Raw genomic sequence first — 16,839 nt, 5'->3', positions numbered from 1 at the left:
GGCGGTTTCCGATATGATCAGGAACGGCTAAGCGATGAAGAGGATCGAGGAACGGGCGACGTTTCTGACCGCGCGGCGCATCGCGGACACCGCGGTTTATGGCTCGCAAGATGCGTTTTCGGAGGACGTGAAATTTGTCGTCGGACAGGCCACTGACTGGGGTCCCGAAAAGGTCGTCAGGGTGCGCGATGCCTTTGACGACGCGGTCGTCGGTTTTCTTGATGCGCTTGCCCGCCGGATTTTGGCGGATACGAATGCGCGGCAATTTCCCGATATTATCGCTTTCGCCTTCTGGTGTCGCAAAGCCTCGCTCGAAAAGTTGCGCCCCGGCGTCCGCGCCGGCCGCGCAACGCTTGGCCGTGGTGTCGGATTTCACGTTTCGCCGTCCAACGTGCCGATCATGGCCGCCTACAATCTCGCGATGGGCTTGATCGCTGGGAACGATACCATCGTCCGCGTCCCTTACCGGGTCTTTCCGCAGATCGAGTATCTCTGCAGCGCGATCGGGGCAACACTATCTCAGGATGGCCACGCCGCGTTGCGAGCTACGATGGCCCTTATCCGATATGACCGGTCCCGCGCGGATATCACCCGCTATCTAAGCGCGCGTTGCGACGTCCGGGTAATCTGGGGTGGAGACGCGACCGTTGACGAGATAAGGCGGGCGCCCCTTCGGCCCCATGCCCATGAGCTGACATTTCCTGATCGTTATTCCATCGCCGTGATCGACGGCGGCGCCTGGCTTGCCGCCGAAAACAAGGCGGCTCAGGTGCATGGTTTCTACAACGACACCTATCTCAACGATCAGGCATCGTGCGCGTCGCCGCGTATGGTCGTCTGGCTCGGCCAGCACGCGCGCGAAGCTCGTAGCGACTTCTGGCCTCGGCTGGAAGCGCTGGTCGGCGAACGCTATCGCCCCTTTCCGGCGCAAACAGTCGCTAAGCTCGAATATGCCTATGGAATGTTGGCCCAGCACCCCGGATTGCAACTTGTTTCCAGCGATCCCAGGGTCATGCGGGTCTTCAGCGTGACGCCCCGGCCGGAACTTCTGGAATGGCATCCGAACGGAGGCGTTTTCGTGGAATGCGAGGCACGAGGGCTCGGCGCACTGGTGCCGGTTCTCGATCGCCGTTGCCAGACGGTGTCCTATTTCGGTCTGCCGGCGGAGGAGCTTGTTGCGCTGATCCGGACCGCCGGGACGCTTGGTGGCGATCGCATCGTGCCGATCGGCCAGACGCTCGATTTTTCCGCCATCTGGGATGGTCACGACATCTTGCGTGCCTTGTCGCGCACGATCGATGTCTTCGAGGGGCCGGTCCCGCGGAGGCCCTCGTGAGCGGCGATTCGGCTCTTGCATGCTATCGCCCGGCCGCGAACGGCAATGGTGCCGACCGGCAAAATCGTAGGTTCTTGCGCTGCGAGCCTGGATTATGATGCAACGAGAGACACTCGGTCCGGTTCTCGCGAGGGGATCGTTCGAGACGCGACGGGAGGCGATCGCCATCGATTGCGACGGGCAGCTGATCAGCTATGGCGAACTCGCCGCCGCCGCTCATGTCATCGCGACGGCAATCGACAGGCAGGGCATCGCGCCGAAGAGCCATATCGGGATACTCGCCGGGCAAACCGGTCTCATCGTGGCGGCGATGTTGGCAACCATGGCGCGCGGCTTTGTTTTCGCCGTACTCGAACCCGGTCAACCCGCGCACATCCTAAAGGGAAAAGCCGACGCGGCGGACCTTCGATGCCTGATCGTCGAACCGACTCTCCTAGCCGAGGCGCGCAATTCGCTTGCGGAATTGCCGACGATTTTCGTCGAAAGCGAGATTTTCACGAAAGAGGCCGATGGTTCCGCCAGTACGTTCGTTGGCGATCTTGCCGCGGCGACCGGGTTGCCGCTTTATCTCTATTTCACGTCAGGTACGGCCGGCCCGGCCAAGCCCATTCTCGGGCGCTCGGATTCGCTTCTCCATTTTCTGAATTGGGAGATCGGGACCTTCGGCCTGGACAAGACCGTGCGAGCCGCGCAACTCACGCCGCCGCATCACGACCCATTCCTGCGCGACGTTTTCGTTCCACTCGTCACGTCGGGAACGATATGCGTTCCGCGATCGCGCCAGATTGTGCTTTCGCCGATCGGCTTGGCCCGATGGCTCGATTCAGCCGATGTCGACTTGGTGCACTGCACGCCGACGGTGTTCAGAAATCTGTGCAACGCCCCTCTGAATGACACGCTCTTTCCGCGATTGAAGTGTGTTCTTATCGCTGGAGAGCAGCTTCGGGGCGCTCATGTTCGGCGCTGGTTTGAGGTCTTCGGTGACCGGGTCCGCCTGGTCAATCTGTACGGACCGACGGAAACGACCTTGGCAAAGCTATTCTACCGCATCTCGCGATCGGATGGAGACCGCAGCATCATCCCGATCGGCCTACCGATGGAAGGGGCCGAGGCCCGGATCATGGCAACCGAAACGGAAGAGGCTGACCCGGAAGAGCCCGGGGAACTCGTCATTGTGACAAGGTTTAGCAGCTTCGGTTATTTTCGGCGCCCCGACTTGAACCTCCCCGTCTTTGGCTCGGACCCGTCGTCGGCGCCGGACAGCCCTGTGCGCTACCGGACCGGCGACATAGTTCGACGACTGCCTGAGGGGATGATCGAGTTCATCGGCCGGCGTGATCGCCAGGACAAGATCCGGGGCAAGCGCATTGACCTCGGCGAAGTCGAAGACGCGCTGCTCGTATACGCGCCGGTCCAAAGCGTTGTGGCGACCGTCCTTACCGAGGGAGGCGGGAAGAGGCCGGATCGCTTGGCAGCCTTTTATGTCGCGGATGTAGAGCTGAATGAGCCGAGTATCAAGGAGCGCCTATCGCGTGAGTTGCCTTCGCTGATGGTGCCCGACGTGTGGATCCGCGTAAATTCCCTGCCGACTAATTCTAATGGGAAAATCGATATCGACGGGTTGGCCACGCATCTCATGACGCAGGACGGGGCCGCCGACATGGGTACCATTGAGAGCGATGAGGACATTCCAGAATTGGCGGACAAGCTGCTGGCGATTTGGAAAGAGATCTTGCGAAACGATGCAGTTGGCCTTGAGGATACCTTCATGGAAGCAGGCGGCGATTCATTGAGCATCATGTTGCTCATTGCCCGTCTTGACGAGGAATTTGGCTACGAGCTCTCGCTCTGGGAGGTATTCGACGATCTAACCATCACGAAGCTCTGTGTGCTGATGCAACCCGAAATGGTCTAGCGGAGATCGCGCGATACTCGTTTCAATTGACCGGGCAGGCGTGTTGTGGCTTAGGGGGAAAACATGGTTTCATACGAGAAGTTCATCGCCGACATCTACGATAGTTCCCCCTTTTTCGGACAGGGCAAGGCGAGGGAACTTGAAAAATTCAACGCTCCCTATTTCCGCCATTTGAGGGACCGCCCGAAGCGTGTCCTCGAATTCGGCTCGGGCACTGGCATGCTGACTGTTCCGCTTGCGCGCGCGGGCTATCGGCTGGACAGCGTCGACATCTCGTCCTTTATGCACGATGTCCTGTCGCGAAAGCTGCAAACTGAAAGCGAGGCCGTCCGGCAAAACGTCAACCAGATCGTGGCCGATGCAACGACCTTCTCAAGTTCCGAACCTTACCAGACGATAGTTATGCCGGAAGGCATCCTCATCGCGCTGCCGAGCGACATGCTGCAGATGGCGCTGCTGCGAAGCTGTCATCGGAATCTCGCGGAAGGCGGAATGATCCTCATAGATTTCTTCCAGCCTTACTATCGAGTCATATTGGGCGAGACGAAGACCGATTTTTCGCGCTTCCACACGCTCGAAGGCGATACCTACATCATGCGGGTCGACTTTTCAAACGACAGCTACACGCAGATACAGCACTGGCATGTGACCTACACGAAGATCGTCGACGGAAATGAGGTGGGAAGCACCGTGGTCGATCTCGATTTCCGCTATGTCTTCTACTCAGAGATCAAGCTTATGCTGGAGATCGTAGGGTTCCGCGTCATCGAACTGGACGTGGAATTCGCAGAGCACAGGGGCTTCTTCTTGGCAGCCCAAAAGATCTAGTCCCGACTTATCCGAAGTCCGGGAATTGCCAGACGAATCCCGCCAATTCAGGCCGCCAGCAGCGGACCGAAGTCGATCTCGCGTTCCGGAATTCTCTCACCGCGAACGACGCCGACGCGGGCCGCGACTAAGTCTTCCTGCACGCCGCGCACGATCAGAGTGACCCGGATCGGGGCGACTCCTGAACGCTCGATACGGAAAAAGCATCCGGGCGGCATTCCGACAACGGCGAATTCCTTTTCGGTGACGCGCATGAGCGTGCAATGTGGCGTGCCGTTGAAATACAGGTGCAGGTCGTTGCCGTCGCGCCTCAACACAGCGGTTGCGCCCTTGATCATGTCGACGAGCTTTCCTTTTTTGAGCAACGGCACGATCGTGCCGGGTATCCTGAAACTGCATTCGAAGGTGGCAAGGTCGTCGGATTTCCGGTATGGCGCGCGATGCTTGGATATCGGACCGAGACGGGAAAGCGTGTCGATATAGTCCGCCGGCATTATACCCAGGAGCGCGTCGTTGACCTCGACATCCAAGACCGCGTGCAAACGATCCTGTTTGCCGCGATTTATGACCTCGTGCGGCTTGGAAAAGTCGCCGTACCAGAATTCGCCCACGTTCATGTCGATGCGACGTCCTGCAATCAGGAATTCGACATCCGGATTCGTCTGCATCGGTATGTGCAGCCGGACCAATCCGAACTGGAAATTGGTGTCGAAGTCGAAATGGTTCCCTATCTTGCCACCCGCCGGGAGCCACAGGACTCTAACAACCTGGAGAACGAAGGGCAGCGACCCCAGGATTTCCTTGAGGTAGGGCGCGTGACAAGCTTCGGGCGTGAACGCATAGCTAGCGATGCTTGGAAAACCGGAGTCCGGCGTCTGCACGCCGCCCGCGGCATGGATAGCTACGCCGGCCCATTCACCCTTGTGATAGGGTCCGGGTTGCGGAAGGCGCACGAGGTTTTGGAGTTGCTCGACGTCCTTGGCGAGGCGGTTACGATCGAATTTGAACGGAAGAGCGAAAGCATCTGTGTCTTGGGCTACTGCCGCGACCATCGGCAACTCCTTTTGGTTGCATCCGCACGGCAGGCACTCTAGATTGGCTTTCCGTTTGTTGACAAGAACCAAGTAGACCGTCGCGGCCCTCCGCCCGGGACAGTTGGAGGGGGGATGGCCCGCCTCGCACCGACAATGCCAGATGCTCCGACGAAATCCTCGATCGTGCCAGTAGGCGAGGCAGAGGTGGATGTCGTCGCTGCATCGGATGCGATCAGCGACGTCGAGCTCCTTTCCCGCTACGAGGCACTACTCACCGATGACGACCGGCATCGATACAGTCAACAGCGCTTCGAGGAGGGACGTCGCCGGTTTCTGATTACGCGGGCCCTGGCTCGCTATGTGCTTTCAATCAATTGCGGTGTGGCGTCGGACGACCTGGTATTCGGCGCTGACCAATGGGGCAAACCGATGCTGCTTCATCCCTGCGAAAACCGGGTAGCATTCAACATCGCCCACACCTCCGGCCTGATAGTCGTTGCTGTGGCACGCGCAGACGCAATCGGCGTGGATATCGAGTATCCTTCGCCAATTGATGAGAATTTCGAAATCGCGCAGCGCTTCTTTTCCGCCAAAGAGGTGGAAGCGCTTCGAGCACTGCCGCCGAAGGTTCGCGATGAAAGATTTTTCGACTACTGGACGCTGAAGGAGGCCTACGTCAAAGGCAGAGGCGTGGGTTTGTCTTTGCCGTTCAACTGTTTTGCGATTGACTTTCGCGATGGGTCCCGACCCCGCCTCGCGGTTGAACCGAATGTCGACGACGGTCGCAAATGGCAGCTCGATCTCATGTCCTTGTCGAGCGGCCATCGGCTTGCCGTCGCCGTAGAGCTTCCTCCTTCAGGACGGCCTTTCGAGGTTCGGCTCTCCCGTGCGGTACCGTTTAACGTCCTGGCCTCGGAACAGTCCGGAGAAACCGGGCCAAGCCGGCCCATGGCAGCAGGAATAGAAGACCAGCCTGCGCCCAGCAAGGCTCGCTTTCCGCAGTGCCGGGATGACGTTTCGTCCGACTGCGAAGTATGAAGTGAACGATAGGATTTTTCCCTCGGTGTCGCAATTCGCAGTTGGCGTTCTTCATCACGGCGACAGAATTGCCGGCGAATACTCGATTTGGGGGCCGGATCCGAAGTTTCCCTGCGTGGTGTCGGCTGAAGGACCATCCTCTCTCGGATATCAGCCGGGCAGGGTTCGAAGCAGAAAAGCGGACGCGGCTATGCCGGGATCGAAAAGCAGTCTTGCGGTCTTCCTTGGAAAAGTGCCCGAGCCAAAGTGAGGAGCGGATCGACGTGACCTATGCCATCTATGGCGCCCGCGGATCGGGATCCGGAATTATCGAGGCAGTGTGTGCCGAATTGGGTGTCGATTACGAGGCCCGCTATCTTGATGTGCGCGCCGGCGAGAACCAGGAAGAAGCCTACCGAAAGCTCCACCCGCTGGGGAAACTACCCACGCTGGTGTTTCCCGATGGCGAGGTCGTCACGGACACCGTCGCGATCATCCTGACGCTCGATGAGCGCCATCCGCAGTCGAGCTTACTTCCGCCGGCCGCCTCTAAGGCGCGGGCTCGGGCCCTTCGCTGGCTGCTGTTCTGCGCAACCGAGCTTTACCCCCTGATTGAAATCGTCGATTTTCCGGAGCGCTTTGCCGGTTCCGACGAATGCAAGGATGTGGTGCGCACGCGGGCTGGTGCGATATGGCGCAATCGCTGGCAGCCAGTCGAGGACGCGGTGGCAGGTTCGCCCTATCTGCTGTCTGAGGGCTTCTGCGCGACCGACGTCTACATCGCTATCCTGTGCCACTGGGACATGGATCCGGATTGGCGCCAAAAAAACCTGGCGCGAGTCGAAGCTCTGTCGGAGGCGGTGCGGAACCGACCGGCACTGGTGCCTGTCTTCGAGCGGCACAAGCCGGACGAAACCATCCTGGATGCGGCGCAGCCGTCTTGAGGCAGGCGGGCGGAGATCGAGTCGCGAACGAATTCAGTCACGTCCCTTTTGTGCAACAGGCTACTGCACAATTGGTCATCAGGCAGCTTTGCGGTTCTGCCCCTTGCTGAGTAACCCGGTGACGAATTTGCCCCATTTTTTCATACCGGCGCGCTTCTCCGGCATGTAGTTCCACCTGTCGTAGTTCTTCGAGCTGACATCGTGCAGGGCATGGTTTTGGATGCGGTCCCGGATTTCCTTCGGGATGCCCGCTTTGCCCGCGAGTGTCTTCCAGGTGCGTCGCAGATCCCGATTGGTGACGACCGGGATGACGCCGCGATGACGCTGCCTCCAAATGAAGCTGTAGAGCGTGTTATGGCTGACTGGTACCGATGGGTCCTTCGCTGAGGGAAAAAACCATCCATGTTCGTTTGGCTTGATCGAGTCGATCAGCTCGGCGGCCAGCGCGGGAACCGGAATGGCGTGAGGGCGGCTATTTTTCGTCTTCGACCAGTCGATAATCGCTTCGTCGGCATCCCACTGATCGACATGCAGTCGGACAATTTCCTCGACGCGTTGTCCCGTCAGCATCAGGATGCGGGCGGCGCGAGTGTATGGCGGATGCACCGGCACATCTGGGCATTCGAGCCAGCGGTAGAGCCGCACAAACTCATCCTCATCCAGCCACCGCGTGCCGACGGTTTTCGGCTCGGTCGGAATGCCTGCCGCTGGATTGTAGGTTAACCTGAAGCGGCGAGGGGAGGTGTTTCGATAGTCGTGTTCGGACTTCATGCCCCAGCTATAGGCAGAACGGATGTAGCTGCGGACATGATCCGCCATGGCGCGAGCCCCGCGCTCGTAGATAGGGCGGATGACATTGGCGACCTCATCGGGTTCGATCTCGCGAGCCAGGCGATTGCGGCCGAGTGTGTCAGCAACCGTGTTCAGCCCTTTCTCGGCTTCCTTCCAGGAGGATTTGCCGTTATCCTTGAGGTTCTCGACATAGGCCTCAAAGAGATCGCCGACGGTTCCCGGGCGGGTGTCCATTGCGATCTTAATACTGCGTCCCTTTTGGATCAGATTGGCGAAGTCGCGCTGATAGAGTTCGCGGGCCTCGGCCAATGAGATCGACGGATAAGAGCCAATCTTCTTTTTCGTCCGTTTGCCATCGCGCCACTGCTGAGCCATCCACTCGGCCGTGACTCGAGTGGGCATGGTTTTCAGAACGAGCACCAACCGGCCCGTGCCGCGGCCCTCGCCATCGGCGAGGCTCGCCTGTTTGCCAGTCTTTTCGACCTGCTGGATGGCTCGCCGAATGGCTCCGTTAGTGAGGCTGGGCATAGCTGGGCTCTTGCTGAGTCTGGGGCCGGTACCGGCCGTTAATTGGTGACAGTAAGGCCTCCGCTCGCCGAAAACCGCCCCCAATATGCCAAATATCGCCCCCAGTACGCAAATCAAAAAAACCTAATGATTTAATGTGATTGAGCGTGACTATTCGTGCCTTCAGAGAGGTAAAATGGATGGTTGTGCACCAGGATAATGGCGGTCGCCGAGAGTTCGAGCGCGCGCTTGATCACTTCTCGCGGGTAGACAGGCGTGTGGTCGACAGTGCCCGTCTGCTGCACCTCGTCGGCGATCAGCGCGTTCTTCTTGTCGAGGAACAGGATGCGGAACTGCTCGCGCGCCTCGAAGGCCATTGCCGAGCGGCAATAGTCGAGAAGCTGCTGCCAGGACGAGAGGATCTCGCGGCCGTGGACCTCGCCGCGTGCCATGCGCTGCGCCGTTGCGGCGACGATTTTCAGGTCGAGCGCCACCGCAGGGCCGATGCCCTTGACCTCCTGCAACAGGCCAACCGGTGCGCCAAGCACTTCGGCCAGCGTGCCGAAGCGTGCCAGCAGCGCCTTGGCCGCCGGTTTGGTGTCGGCACGAGGGATCAGGCGAAAGAGCAGAAGTTCCAGAAGTTCGTAATCGGGCAGGGCATCCGGACCCGCCAGGGCAAAGCGCTCGCGCAAGCGGTCGCGATGGCCGAGGTAATGCGGCTTTTCGTCGAGCGTCGCCTTGGCTTTCGCCGCAGGCCGCATCGGCGCTTCGGAGAAGAAACTCCGCTCGTCGTCGTCACTTGTGTTCTCCATACCCCGCCCACATTGCTCCAGCGCAGACATTAGAGCTGTTTCGGCCCGGATTGAAACAGTTCTGTTCTCCGATCGCGAGACGATCCACGGCAGATCGTGGGCAGTTCCCGCTGTCAGTCTATTGCTTCCCTATACGGCAAGATGAAACCACGATTGCGCAACAAAACTTAACATCACTTAACGCATGCGGCCACTTTCACCTGACATGGTGACGCCATCGGAGGCTCATTGCCTCGCTATACTGGAGCACGCATGTTCGCCAAAATTGACTCTGGACTATTTGCCGGCCGGGCATCTCTTGCTGCCATGGCAATCCTGTTTCAATGCATTCGGAGGACAACCAGCCCAGCGGGCTGGTCGTTACCATCGACCTGCCGAATGCCGCGGATGTGCAGTCGGCGTAGACGGCCTCCTACCGGGTAAGATGCGCTCTAAGCCGGCAGGCCGGGGCGATCGAGCTTTTGGGGCGACAGCGTGAAAATCTCGCACCCTGTGTCGGTCACGCCGATCGTGTGCTCGTACTGCGCCGACAGCGAGCGGTCGCGCGTCACCGCGGTCCAGCCGTCCGACAGAACCTTCACATGCGGCCTGCCCAGATTGATCATCGGCTCGATGGTGAAGATCATGCCTGGCCGCATCTCGACGCCTTCATTTGCGCTGCCGTAGTGCAGGATGTTCGGCGCGTCATGGAACAACTGGCCGACGCCGTGGCCGCAGAAGTCGCGCACCACCGAGCAGCGCTCGCCTTCGGCAAAGGTCTGGATGGCGGCGCCGATCGCGCCGGTGCGGGCGCCCGGCCTGACTGCCGCAATTCCGCGCATCAGGCATTCATGCGTGACTTCGAGCAGCCGCTCGGCGGCGCGCTTGATCGTGCCGACCGGATACATGCGCGAAGAATCGCCGTGCCAGCCGTCGAGGATGTAGGTGACGTCGATGTTGACGATGTCGCCATCCTTGAGCGGCTTGTTGTCGGGAATGCCGTGGCAGACGACATGGTTGATCGAGGTGCAGGACGATTTCGTGTAGCCGCGATAGTTGAGCGTCGCCGGCAGCGCGCCGTGGTCCATGCCGAATTCGAAGACGAAGCGGTCTATTGCCTCGGTGGTGACGCCGGGCTGGACCATCGGCACCAGCTCGTCGAGGCAGCGCGCGGTGAGATCGCATGCCTTGCGCATGCCGGCGAAGCCGTCCTCGCCATAGAGGCGAATCTGGCCGGTATTTCTGAGCGGGGCCGTGGCAGCGTCGAGATAGGTGACCATTTTGTCCGTGTAGCGGGTAGGGCCCTGCAGGAGAGCCGACGTGAAATCTCCCCAGATTTGGCACTTGAGGGCAAAAGGTTCAAGGAAGAACTGTTTGATACGGCCGCGCGCTTCCGGATATTTGCCTCGCATGGGCGATGTCTTGGCGGTTTTTGCCCGGTTTGCTTCCCTTTCTGGTGCGTTAGGGCGGGTGATGTTTTCGAGATCGCGTCCCTTGACGGCGGTCAGGCAAACCGGATGGCCTGAAGCGCCGCTGATGGCAGCGTGCTCATGCCTGATGGGCATGGTGCCGCTGGCGATGCTGTGCTTCGGCCTGCCGGGGGTGCCAGGCTTTGGAGACGGATCCGGCGAACCAGTGAGCGTATGTCGCCCAAGACATATCTCGGGGGCGCAATCTGTTTTGGGCGACGTGGCGGTTCAGCGACCCAAGTGACGACACATTTCTGGGCCAGAAGCCGGTCAAAGCAACTTTTGACGACGAACGGCGTTGCTGCGGTGACGCCGGTTCGGGAGACAGGAATGGACAGACTGCAATTCGAGGTGCCGGTGCGCATAGCGCCCGCGCCCGGCCTGCCGGTCGAGGAGATCTACGGCGTCGAACAGGCGCTCGATTTTCTCCAGGACTGGCCTCCGCGCCGTCAGGGCCCGATCTATCAGAAAGCCTTCAATGCCTGCTTTGGCGCCACGGTGGACGTGGTCAAGACCGAGGATGCCTGCCGGGCCTTCATGGCGTTTTGCCGGGCGAGCGGACTGATGGCCAGGGACATGATGACGCCGCGCAAGCGCGGCGGTGAGGCGAGGGCGCTCCAGGCCTGAGGGCCGTTTCGCCTGCCCCGATTCTTACGTTAACGATCGCGCTTGAATGCACACGGCGATGTCGCCAGCATAGGGCTGCGCCCTTTTCGTCTCCCCGGCGACCGCAGCACGCTGCAGCCACGTCAGCGCCGTTAAGCTTCCGTTTCCACCTTCCCGGCTACGCCATTGCTTGTTGGCAATGGTTGATTCGTTGCGTCAGTCTCATGGGTTGGAAGATGTCCCCAGAAAAAGTTCGTGCATTCCCGATCGACCGTCAGGTATTCCTGGTCAGAGAGGTTGCTGCCAAGCTTGGCAACCTGCATGGCGAGACCGCCACCTCCTTCTGGAAAGCCAAGGCGTCGGAATTGCTCGATCTTGTGGTCGGATCGGGCAGGGACAGAACAGCAGCCTGCGATGAAGTGCGCAGGTTCTTCCTGGCCGTACAGAGAGAGATGTTGGCCGATACGGTCGCGGAGTCGATGCCAATTCTTTCCGCTTGAAGCAATCCTGAACCTCCAGCTTCCATACATGCTTCAATAATTCGTAAATACGGTTATTCTGGCGTGTTTTTCGGAGATACGGTCGTTGGCCGCGCGGTCTCGGCTGCAAATCCGGCAATTTTCCCGCCGGCCTACTCTGGGACATCGACGCGGCGTGCGTTGGTCAGCCAGCGAAACACTTCTTTTTTGAAGCCAATGGACCGCTGCTCAAAAATGCAACGAACTTTTTTAGCCATTCGTTCATTTATGCGTGCTTTCTAATTTAAGCCATGGCCTTGAGTAGTTTCACCCGTGTTCGGCTTGTAATGAACGCCATGCGCCGGAGCACGGGCGCAAATGTCGCAACCATTTTTGCCCTTACCTTGCCGGTCGTTGTCGGCGCTGCGGGCTTCGGCGTCGAGACCTCCTATTGGTACTACAACAGCCTGAGGTTACAGGCGACGGCCGATGCAGCCGCCTATGCCGGAGCGCTCGAACAGATTTCGGGCTCCGACAAGCCGACGATCGTCGCGGCCGCGGCCCAGTCCGCGGCGTCGAACGGGCTGGGCTCGGGCACGATCGTCGTCAATACCCCTCCGGCGTCCGGACCGAATACGGCGAAAAAAGCGGTCGAGGTGATCGTCGGCCAGAAGCTCGACCGCATGTTCACCCTGATCTTCACCCAGGAAAAGGTTCCCGAACAGGCGAGGGCGGTGGCCGTCATTACCGATGCCTCAAGTGCCTGCATACTCGCGCTCGATCCGTCCGCGTCGCAGGCGGTGCTGTTTTCCGGCAGCACCAGCGTTAAGCTCAGCGGCTGTTCGGTCATGTCCAATTCGATCGCTTCGGACGCCATCAAGGTTCAGGGCGCGGCCGGCCTGCAGGCCGATTGCCTGATATCGGCGGGCGGTGTCTCTCTCAGCAATCCCGTCACGACCGTCTGCGCGGCCCCGATCACCCAGGCACTACCTGCCGGCGATCCCTTTGTCGACCTGCCGGCCCCGGTGGCCGCGACCCCCTGCCAGAACGACAACAAGGCGACGCTCGGTCCAGGCACCTATTGCAGCGGCATGAACCTGAAGGGCAATGTCACGTTTTCGCCCGGCGTTTATATCGTCCAGGGCAATTTAAAAATAAACGCCAACGCGGCCATCACGGGCACCGGGGTGACCATCTTCATGTCGGGTAGCTCGACCGTCAGCATGAATGGCAATGCGTCCGTGAAGCTCAGCGCGGCGACCTCGGGCACTTACTCAGGCGTTCTGTTCTACGGCGACAGGGCCGGCATGAGCGCATCCAGCACATTCAACGGCACGGCGGACTCGCTTTTGACCGGGGCCATCTATTTCCCCAAGCAGCAAGTGAACTATCTTGGCAACTTCTCGGGCAATGGCGGCTGCACCAGGGTCGTCGCCAATACGATTCAATGGTCCGGTAACTCAACCATCAATCAGGATTGCTCGAGCCTCGGAGTGTCCAACATTCCAGCCGCGCGGTCCGTGGCACTGTCCGAGTAGCTCCGTGGGGCGTCGATCGATGCCGATCCTTGGCGATGATTCGGGCGTTGCGGCGGTCGAGTTCGCGATGGTGCTGCCCATTCTGTGCCTGGTGCTGCTTGGTATTCTAGACGGCTGGTCCTACGTAACGAGCTCACTGTCGATGCGCGCCGGTGTGAAGACCGCCGCGAACCTGGTCATGAGCGGATCGACCGATGATGCGGCGACCCAGGCCCTTGCCATTGCGAGCTGGGAAAATCGGCCGGAAGACGGCCAGGTCACGCTAAGCCACATCCGTATGTGCGGGACGACCGTGGTCGACGCTTCCACCATGTGCAGTGGGCCGAAGGTGCCGTCAATCTATGTCCAGATACAGGCATCGGGCACCTGGGTGCCGCCAATTGCCTTTGGCGCATTTGCCACTTCCACCGTCATCGGTCACCAGGAGATGATCCGTGTCCGCTAGGGTAAGCGCGTTCCGGCGGGATCGATCGGGCGGGGCCGGGCTGGAGTTCGCGCTGATCGCGCCCTTCCTTGTCATGCTGCTGTTCGGAATATTCGCCTTTGGCTGGTCGATGCACTCGGTCTCCAGTGTTCGCTATACGCTGGAGACGTCAGCACGCTCGCTGCAACTTAAGAACACGCTGACCCAGGCCGACATTCAATCGATCGCCACGCAGAAATTGCAGGCCTTGGGGTTCAAGGACGTGAACGTCACGATCGCCATCGACCCAGTGAGCGGCGGCTTCCGCATGGCGCATCTGACCGCCGCCTATGCTTTCGTCATCGACTTCCCCTACTTCAGTTCCTTCCCCATCAACTACGCGACAACGGTTACCGTGCCGCTGCTTGGCAGCGGCTAGGCTGTGGCCGGATAGCCTCGCACGCTGGGGCTCTGCTTACTTGTACGCCTTGAGCGTGATCAGACCACCGAGAATGGCTATCGCCATCAGGATCGGCGCCCACGATACGATGTTGTGACAGACGCCTGCGGCGACCGCGCAGGGCCTGGTCCCGCCAGCGTTTGGCCTGATCAGCCCCTGTGTTTTGTCGATCCACGTCCTTCTCCCACGATGAGAGTGCGACTCATGCCGGCTGGTGTCCAGATCCGCACCGCTTTTGGCGGTCGCGATGCAAGCTTGGCACCCGGCCTGGTTTTGATGGCACGGGGGCTAGCCAATACATTCGTTAGTGCTAATATTAAGATGACGTTACGTCATGTCCGACCATCTGTCGGGTGCAATAGAGGGGTTTCCAATGAGAGTGGCTATATTTTGCGCGGCTGTCGTTTTCGCTGCGACTGGTGTCGCTGTTGCCAAGGAAAAGAAGGCGGCGGTCAGTGACGCCGCCGCCTTGTGTTCCACCAACCCATCAGCCAAGAAGCCCGTTCCAAATCTGGACTGCGGTTTCACCGGAACCGCCAAATCGGAAGATAACGGCGCAAAGGCAGAGCCGCGCCTCGGATACGACTCCAATCCGTGGATTATAACAGGCTTTTGATTTCGCATTGGCGAATGCCGCTGAAGCGCTGAAGAGAGTCGTCTTGAGCGGCGCGCGCCCCGTTTCAAAACGGACTTACCACTGTGGGCTTCTCCCGTTATCGGAATGCCCTGAAAGCCCACTTCGACCGCGCAACGAAAAGCCCGCCACGGGGGCGACCTGCGGCGGGCTCTTGGAGCGGCTACATCCCTGAGGAATCGACCACTTGATAGTAGAATTATGACCCGTGTGGCCGCGTTAGCCTATGGTGTGATCGCGGAAGACTGCGCGTCAGTTGAAGACCGCGGCACAGAGCCAAGCGAAATTGACCAACATGGAGGGAGGTTTGCGCTAAACGCATTATTTTTCTGGTACGCCCAAGGGGAATCGAACCCCTGTTACCGCCGTGAAAGGGCGGTGTCCTAACCGCTAGACGATGGGCGCGCTCAGACGAAGCGGCTTATACTGGCGTTGTGCGCAACCGGCAACCCGTCAGGTGCCGCCTTGGACAACTTTTTTCCGGGCCTGCCAGATCAACCATTTCCCGAGGGTTGCGAGCTTGACGATGAGCGGGACGCCGCACCGCTCTGCGCCGGAATGATGAAGTTGAGAAGGCCTCCGCCAATCCGATATTCGCAATGCCCAACGGAACGATCATGGCCGCCGGCAGATCTTAGATCCGCGCTGCTAGCCGTCACCGCCGCTGCGCCGGCGGCAGCGCCAGTTCCAGTCACGCTCGGGGCCGACGTCGACGTGAACCGATTCCGTGTGGCAGTAGGTGCCGACGCCGCCGCGGCCGGGCATGCTTCTGATGTAGCTCGCCAGTTCCCATTTCGAAACGCCGGGCACCTGGATGTCGGCGGCGGCGCAATACATGTGCAGCGAATTCTTGGCGCCGTTGGCGCGGCGGTTGCGGGCCGGGTCGCGATAGCCTGACGTCACCGTCATCTTGCGGCCGTAATGGCCTTCGATCGTCTTCAGCACGCGCACCAGCGACGGCTTCAGGCAGGCGACATCGACGCTCTCGTTCTGCTTGAGCAGCCCGTTGGGCGCCAGCCGGGCCATGCCGGCGGCGGACGCAACCTGATAGGAGCCGCCGACTGGCCCCTCATCTTCGTTGAGGTCGACGTCGCTTTCGTCGTCGAGGCCGGACTTGCGCTTGATTTCGAACAGGGCTGTCTGGCGCACGCCGGGCAGGGCGTCGCTACCGGTGATGTGGCCGCCGGTATCGCCGCCGAGCGAAGCCAGTTGCACCGGCTTGGCTGTGGAATTGGCCGAGGCAAGCGTAATGATCGGCTTTGCCGCTGCTGGCGCCGCTTTTGCCTGTGCCGGAGGCTGCTCGCCCGTCCGGGCGTTGCCGATGAGGGGGGCTGGTGTCGCCGAGGCTGGCGTTGCGCCAAACATCGAGGCCAGGAAGCCTTTCTTCTTTGGTGCTTCGGCCTGCGGCGTCTCGCCGGCCGTCACATAGACCGGGTTGTTCATGGCCGGAGCGGCGGCGGGCTTCGGCGCTGCCACGTCGCCGTCGGCGGCGGCAATCTGCTGGGCGACCGCGTCGGTCTGCTGCGCGGTCTGTGCCTGCTGCGTCAGCGACTGCGGCGTGTTTCCGACGATGGTTTCGGCGGCGGCCGGCGTGGTCAGCGGAAAGGCAGCTCCCGGCTTGGATATAGGCACATAGGCGACCTTTTCAGGCAGCGCCGTGTCGCTTGCCGTCATCACCGTCGTCTGCTCCGTCGTGACATCAGACGAATCGGAGGCGACGATCGCCTTGCCGCTGGAGGCCGCGTTTACGTCCGATGCGGTGGCATTGTAACCAGGCATTCCGACCGACATGGTCGGGTCGCCAGCCGAGGTGCAGGAGGCCAGAAGCAAGGAGCAGAGCGCTGCCACAATGGCGCGGCGTTCTCCCTTTGCGAGGCTCCATCCTGCTGATTTCAAAGTCAAATTCCCCCTCGATGTCCGGTCGGTATATCCTTGGTGCCGCACGCATGGTCGGTGCCGAGGTGACCTTTGTCTCCGATCCGGAAACGAGACCTGTGTCAAATCCGCAAGCCTGGAAGTATTTTTGCGGTGATTGCCGAATTACGGCCGCTTGATGGTTGACGACACCATTTCGCCCGCTTTTGGCGGCCCGTCAACTCACCACACA

At 60.3% G+C, this 16,839-nt stretch carries 16 protein-coding genes and 1 tRNA gene; 11 read left to right on the top strand and 6 right to left on the bottom strand.

What is annotated here, in order from left to right; genetic code table 11:
- Positions 1–34 precede the first annotated feature (34 nt).
- The 3 genes from LB558_RS00445 (at position 35) to LB558_RS00435 (ending at position 4,079) form a co-directional block, all read left to right on the top strand.
- A complete protein-coding gene (locus LB558_RS00445) occupies positions 35–1,336 on the top strand; it encodes an acyl-CoA reductase (RefSeq protein ID WP_224695610.1) in 1,302 nt (433 codons plus the stop codon).
- 94 nt (positions 1,337–1,430) lie between these two features.
- Complete coding sequence (locus LB558_RS00440) at positions 1,431–3,251, top strand: non-ribosomal peptide synthetase (RefSeq protein ID WP_224695609.1); 1,821 nt, start codon at positions 1,431–1,433, stop codon at positions 3,249–3,251.
- A gap of 63 nt (positions 3,252–3,314) precedes the next feature.
- Entirely contained in the window at positions 3,315–4,079 is a 765-nt protein-coding gene (locus tag LB558_RS00435) for a class I SAM-dependent methyltransferase (RefSeq protein WP_224695608.1), read from the top strand.
- 47 nt (positions 4,080–4,126) lie between these two features.
- On the opposite strand, the gene LB558_RS00430 is transcribed toward LB558_RS00435, so the two are convergent.
- Positions 4,127–5,131, bottom strand: coding sequence for an aspartyl/asparaginyl beta-hydroxylase domain-containing protein (locus tag LB558_RS00430; protein WP_224695607.1), 1,005 nt, complete (start codon positions 5,129–5,131; stop codon positions 4,127–4,129).
- A 114-nt stretch (positions 5,132–5,245) separates the two neighbouring features.
- Here LB558_RS00430 and LB558_RS00425 point away from each other — a divergent pair, with 114 nt between their 5' ends.
- Both LB558_RS00425 and LB558_RS00420 read left to right on the top strand, forming a co-directional pair.
- Positions 5,246–6,151: a 4'-phosphopantetheinyl transferase family protein gene (locus LB558_RS00425; protein ID WP_224695606.1), complete on the top strand. Its 906-nt coding sequence runs from the start codon at positions 5,246–5,248 to the stop codon at positions 6,149–6,151.
- Between the two features lie 263 nt (positions 6,152–6,414).
- Positions 6,415–7,074, top strand: coding sequence for a glutathione S-transferase family protein (locus LB558_RS00420; RefSeq protein ID WP_224695605.1), 660 nt, complete (start codon positions 6,415–6,417; stop codon positions 7,072–7,074).
- 78 nt (positions 7,075–7,152) lie between these two features.
- On the opposite strand, the gene LB558_RS00415 is transcribed toward LB558_RS00420, so the two are convergent.
- From LB558_RS00415 to map, 3 genes are all read right to left on the bottom strand, one after another.
- Positions 7,153–8,394: a tyrosine-type recombinase/integrase gene (locus LB558_RS00415; RefSeq protein ID WP_224695604.1), complete on the bottom strand. Its 1,242-nt coding sequence runs from the start codon at positions 8,392–8,394 to the stop codon at positions 7,153–7,155.
- Between the two features lie 131 nt (positions 8,395–8,525).
- Positions 8,526–9,185: a JAB domain-containing protein gene (locus LB558_RS00410; RefSeq protein WP_224695603.1), complete on the bottom strand. Its 660-nt coding sequence runs from the start codon at positions 9,183–9,185 to the stop codon at positions 8,526–8,528.
- A gap of 431 nt (positions 9,186–9,616) precedes the next feature.
- Positions 9,617–10,444 carry a type I methionyl aminopeptidase gene (gene map, locus LB558_RS00405; RefSeq protein WP_127259746.1) on the bottom strand — a complete coding sequence of 276 codons (828 nt, stop codon included), beginning with the start codon at positions 10,442–10,444 and terminating at the stop codon, positions 9,617–9,619.
- 519 nt (positions 10,445–10,963) lie between these two features.
- On the opposite strand from map, the gene LB558_RS00400 reads away from it, so the two are divergent.
- From LB558_RS00400 to LB558_RS00375, 6 genes are all read left to right on the top strand, one after another.
- Positions 10,964–11,260 carry a DUF982 domain-containing protein gene (locus LB558_RS00400; RefSeq protein WP_224695602.1) on the top strand — a complete coding sequence of 99 codons (297 nt, stop codon included), beginning with the start codon at positions 10,964–10,966 and terminating at the stop codon, positions 11,258–11,260.
- Positions 11,261–11,475: 215 nt separating this feature from the next.
- Positions 11,476–11,739, top strand: a complete 264-nt coding sequence (locus LB558_RS00395; RefSeq protein ID WP_224695601.1) for a DUF6074 family protein — start codon at positions 11,476–11,478, stop codon at positions 11,737–11,739.
- 314 nt (positions 11,740–12,053) lie between these two features.
- Positions 12,054–13,235 carry a pilus assembly protein TadG-related protein gene (locus LB558_RS00390; RefSeq protein ID WP_412033425.1) on the top strand — a complete coding sequence of 394 codons (1,182 nt, stop codon included), beginning with the start codon at positions 12,054–12,056 and terminating at the stop codon, positions 13,233–13,235.
- A 19-nt stretch (positions 13,236–13,254) separates the two neighbouring features.
- Entirely contained in the window at positions 13,255–13,680 is a 426-nt protein-coding gene (locus tag LB558_RS00385; protein ID WP_127259645.1) for a TadE/TadG family type IV pilus assembly protein, read from the top strand.
- The gene (locus LB558_RS00380; RefSeq protein ID WP_127270088.1) at positions 13,670–14,077 is read left to right on the top strand and encodes a TadE/TadG family type IV pilus assembly protein; all 408 of its coding nucleotides are present in this window, start codon (positions 13,670–13,672) and stop codon (positions 14,075–14,077) included. The genes LB558_RS00385 and LB558_RS00380 overlap by 11 nt, the downstream gene beginning before the upstream one ends.
- Before the next feature lie 355 nt (positions 14,078–14,432).
- Positions 14,433–14,714 (top strand): hypothetical protein, encoded by a 282-nt coding sequence (locus LB558_RS00375; protein ID WP_224695599.1) that lies wholly within the window; start codon positions 14,433–14,435, stop codon positions 14,712–14,714.
- 348 nt (positions 14,715–15,062) lie between these two features.
- Here LB558_RS00375 and LB558_RS00370 read toward each other — a convergent pair.
- Together LB558_RS00370 and LB558_RS00365 are read right to left on the bottom strand one after the other, a co-directional pair.
- Positions 15,063–15,137, bottom strand: a tRNA-Glu gene (locus LB558_RS00370).
- A gap of 243 nt (positions 15,138–15,380) precedes the next feature.
- Positions 15,381–16,634, bottom strand: a complete 1,254-nt coding sequence (locus LB558_RS00365) for a YcbK family protein (protein ID WP_224695598.1) — start codon at positions 16,632–16,634, stop codon at positions 15,381–15,383.
- Positions 16,635–16,839: the final 205 nt, after the last annotated feature.

This window comes from Mesorhizobium sp. CO1-1-8 (assembly GCF_020164875.1).
Classification (GTDB): Bacteria; Pseudomonadota; Alphaproteobacteria; order Rhizobiales; family Rhizobiaceae; genus Mesorhizobium.
The sequence above is the reverse complement of the archived record's forward strand: the minus strand, read 5'-3'. Positions and strand labels throughout refer to the sequence as shown.

What these genes read in the sequence shown, in the direction of transcription:
- LB558_RS00445 (WP_224695610.1), top strand. Translation starts at nt 35, where the DNA reads ATGAAGAGGATCGAGGAACGGGCGACGTTTCTGACCGCGCGGCGCATC.
- LB558_RS00440 (WP_224695609.1), top strand. Translation starts at nt 1,431, where the DNA reads ATGATGCAACGAGAGACACTCGGTCCGGTTCTCGCGAGGGGATCGTTC.
- LB558_RS00435 (WP_224695608.1), top strand. Translation starts at nt 3,315, where the DNA reads ATGGTTTCATACGAGAAGTTCATCGCCGACATCTACGATAGTTCCCCC.
- LB558_RS00430 (WP_224695607.1), bottom strand. Translation starts at nt 5,131, where the DNA reads ATGGTCGCGGCAGTAGCCCAAGACACAGATGCTTTCGCTCTTCCGTTC.
- LB558_RS00425 (WP_224695606.1), top strand. Translation starts at nt 5,246, where the DNA reads ATGGCCCGCCTCGCACCGACAATGCCAGATGCTCCGACGAAATCCTCG.
- LB558_RS00415 (WP_224695604.1), bottom strand. Translation starts at nt 8,394, where the DNA reads ATGCCCAGCCTCACTAACGGAGCCATTCGGCGAGCCATCCAGCAGGTC.
- LB558_RS00410 (WP_224695603.1), bottom strand. Translation starts at nt 9,185, where the DNA reads ATGGAGAACACAAGTGACGACGACGAGCGGAGTTTCTTCTCCGAAGCG.
- map (WP_127259746.1), bottom strand. Translation starts at nt 10,444, where the DNA reads ATGGTCACCTATCTCGACGCTGCCACGGCCCCGCTCAGAAATACCGGC.
- LB558_RS00400 (WP_224695602.1), top strand. Translation starts at nt 10,964, where the DNA reads ATGGACAGACTGCAATTCGAGGTGCCGGTGCGCATAGCGCCCGCGCCC.
- LB558_RS00395 (WP_224695601.1), top strand. Translation starts at nt 11,476, where the DNA reads ATGTCCCCAGAAAAAGTTCGTGCATTCCCGATCGACCGTCAGGTATTC.
- LB558_RS00390 (WP_412033425.1), top strand. Translation starts at nt 12,054, where the DNA reads ATGCGCCGGAGCACGGGCGCAAATGTCGCAACCATTTTTGCCCTTACC.
- LB558_RS00385 (WP_127259645.1), top strand. Translation starts at nt 13,255, where the DNA reads ATGCCGATCCTTGGCGATGATTCGGGCGTTGCGGCGGTCGAGTTCGCG.
- LB558_RS00375 (WP_224695599.1), top strand. Translation starts at nt 14,433, where the DNA reads ATGTCCGACCATCTGTCGGGTGCAATAGAGGGGTTTCCAATGAGAGTG.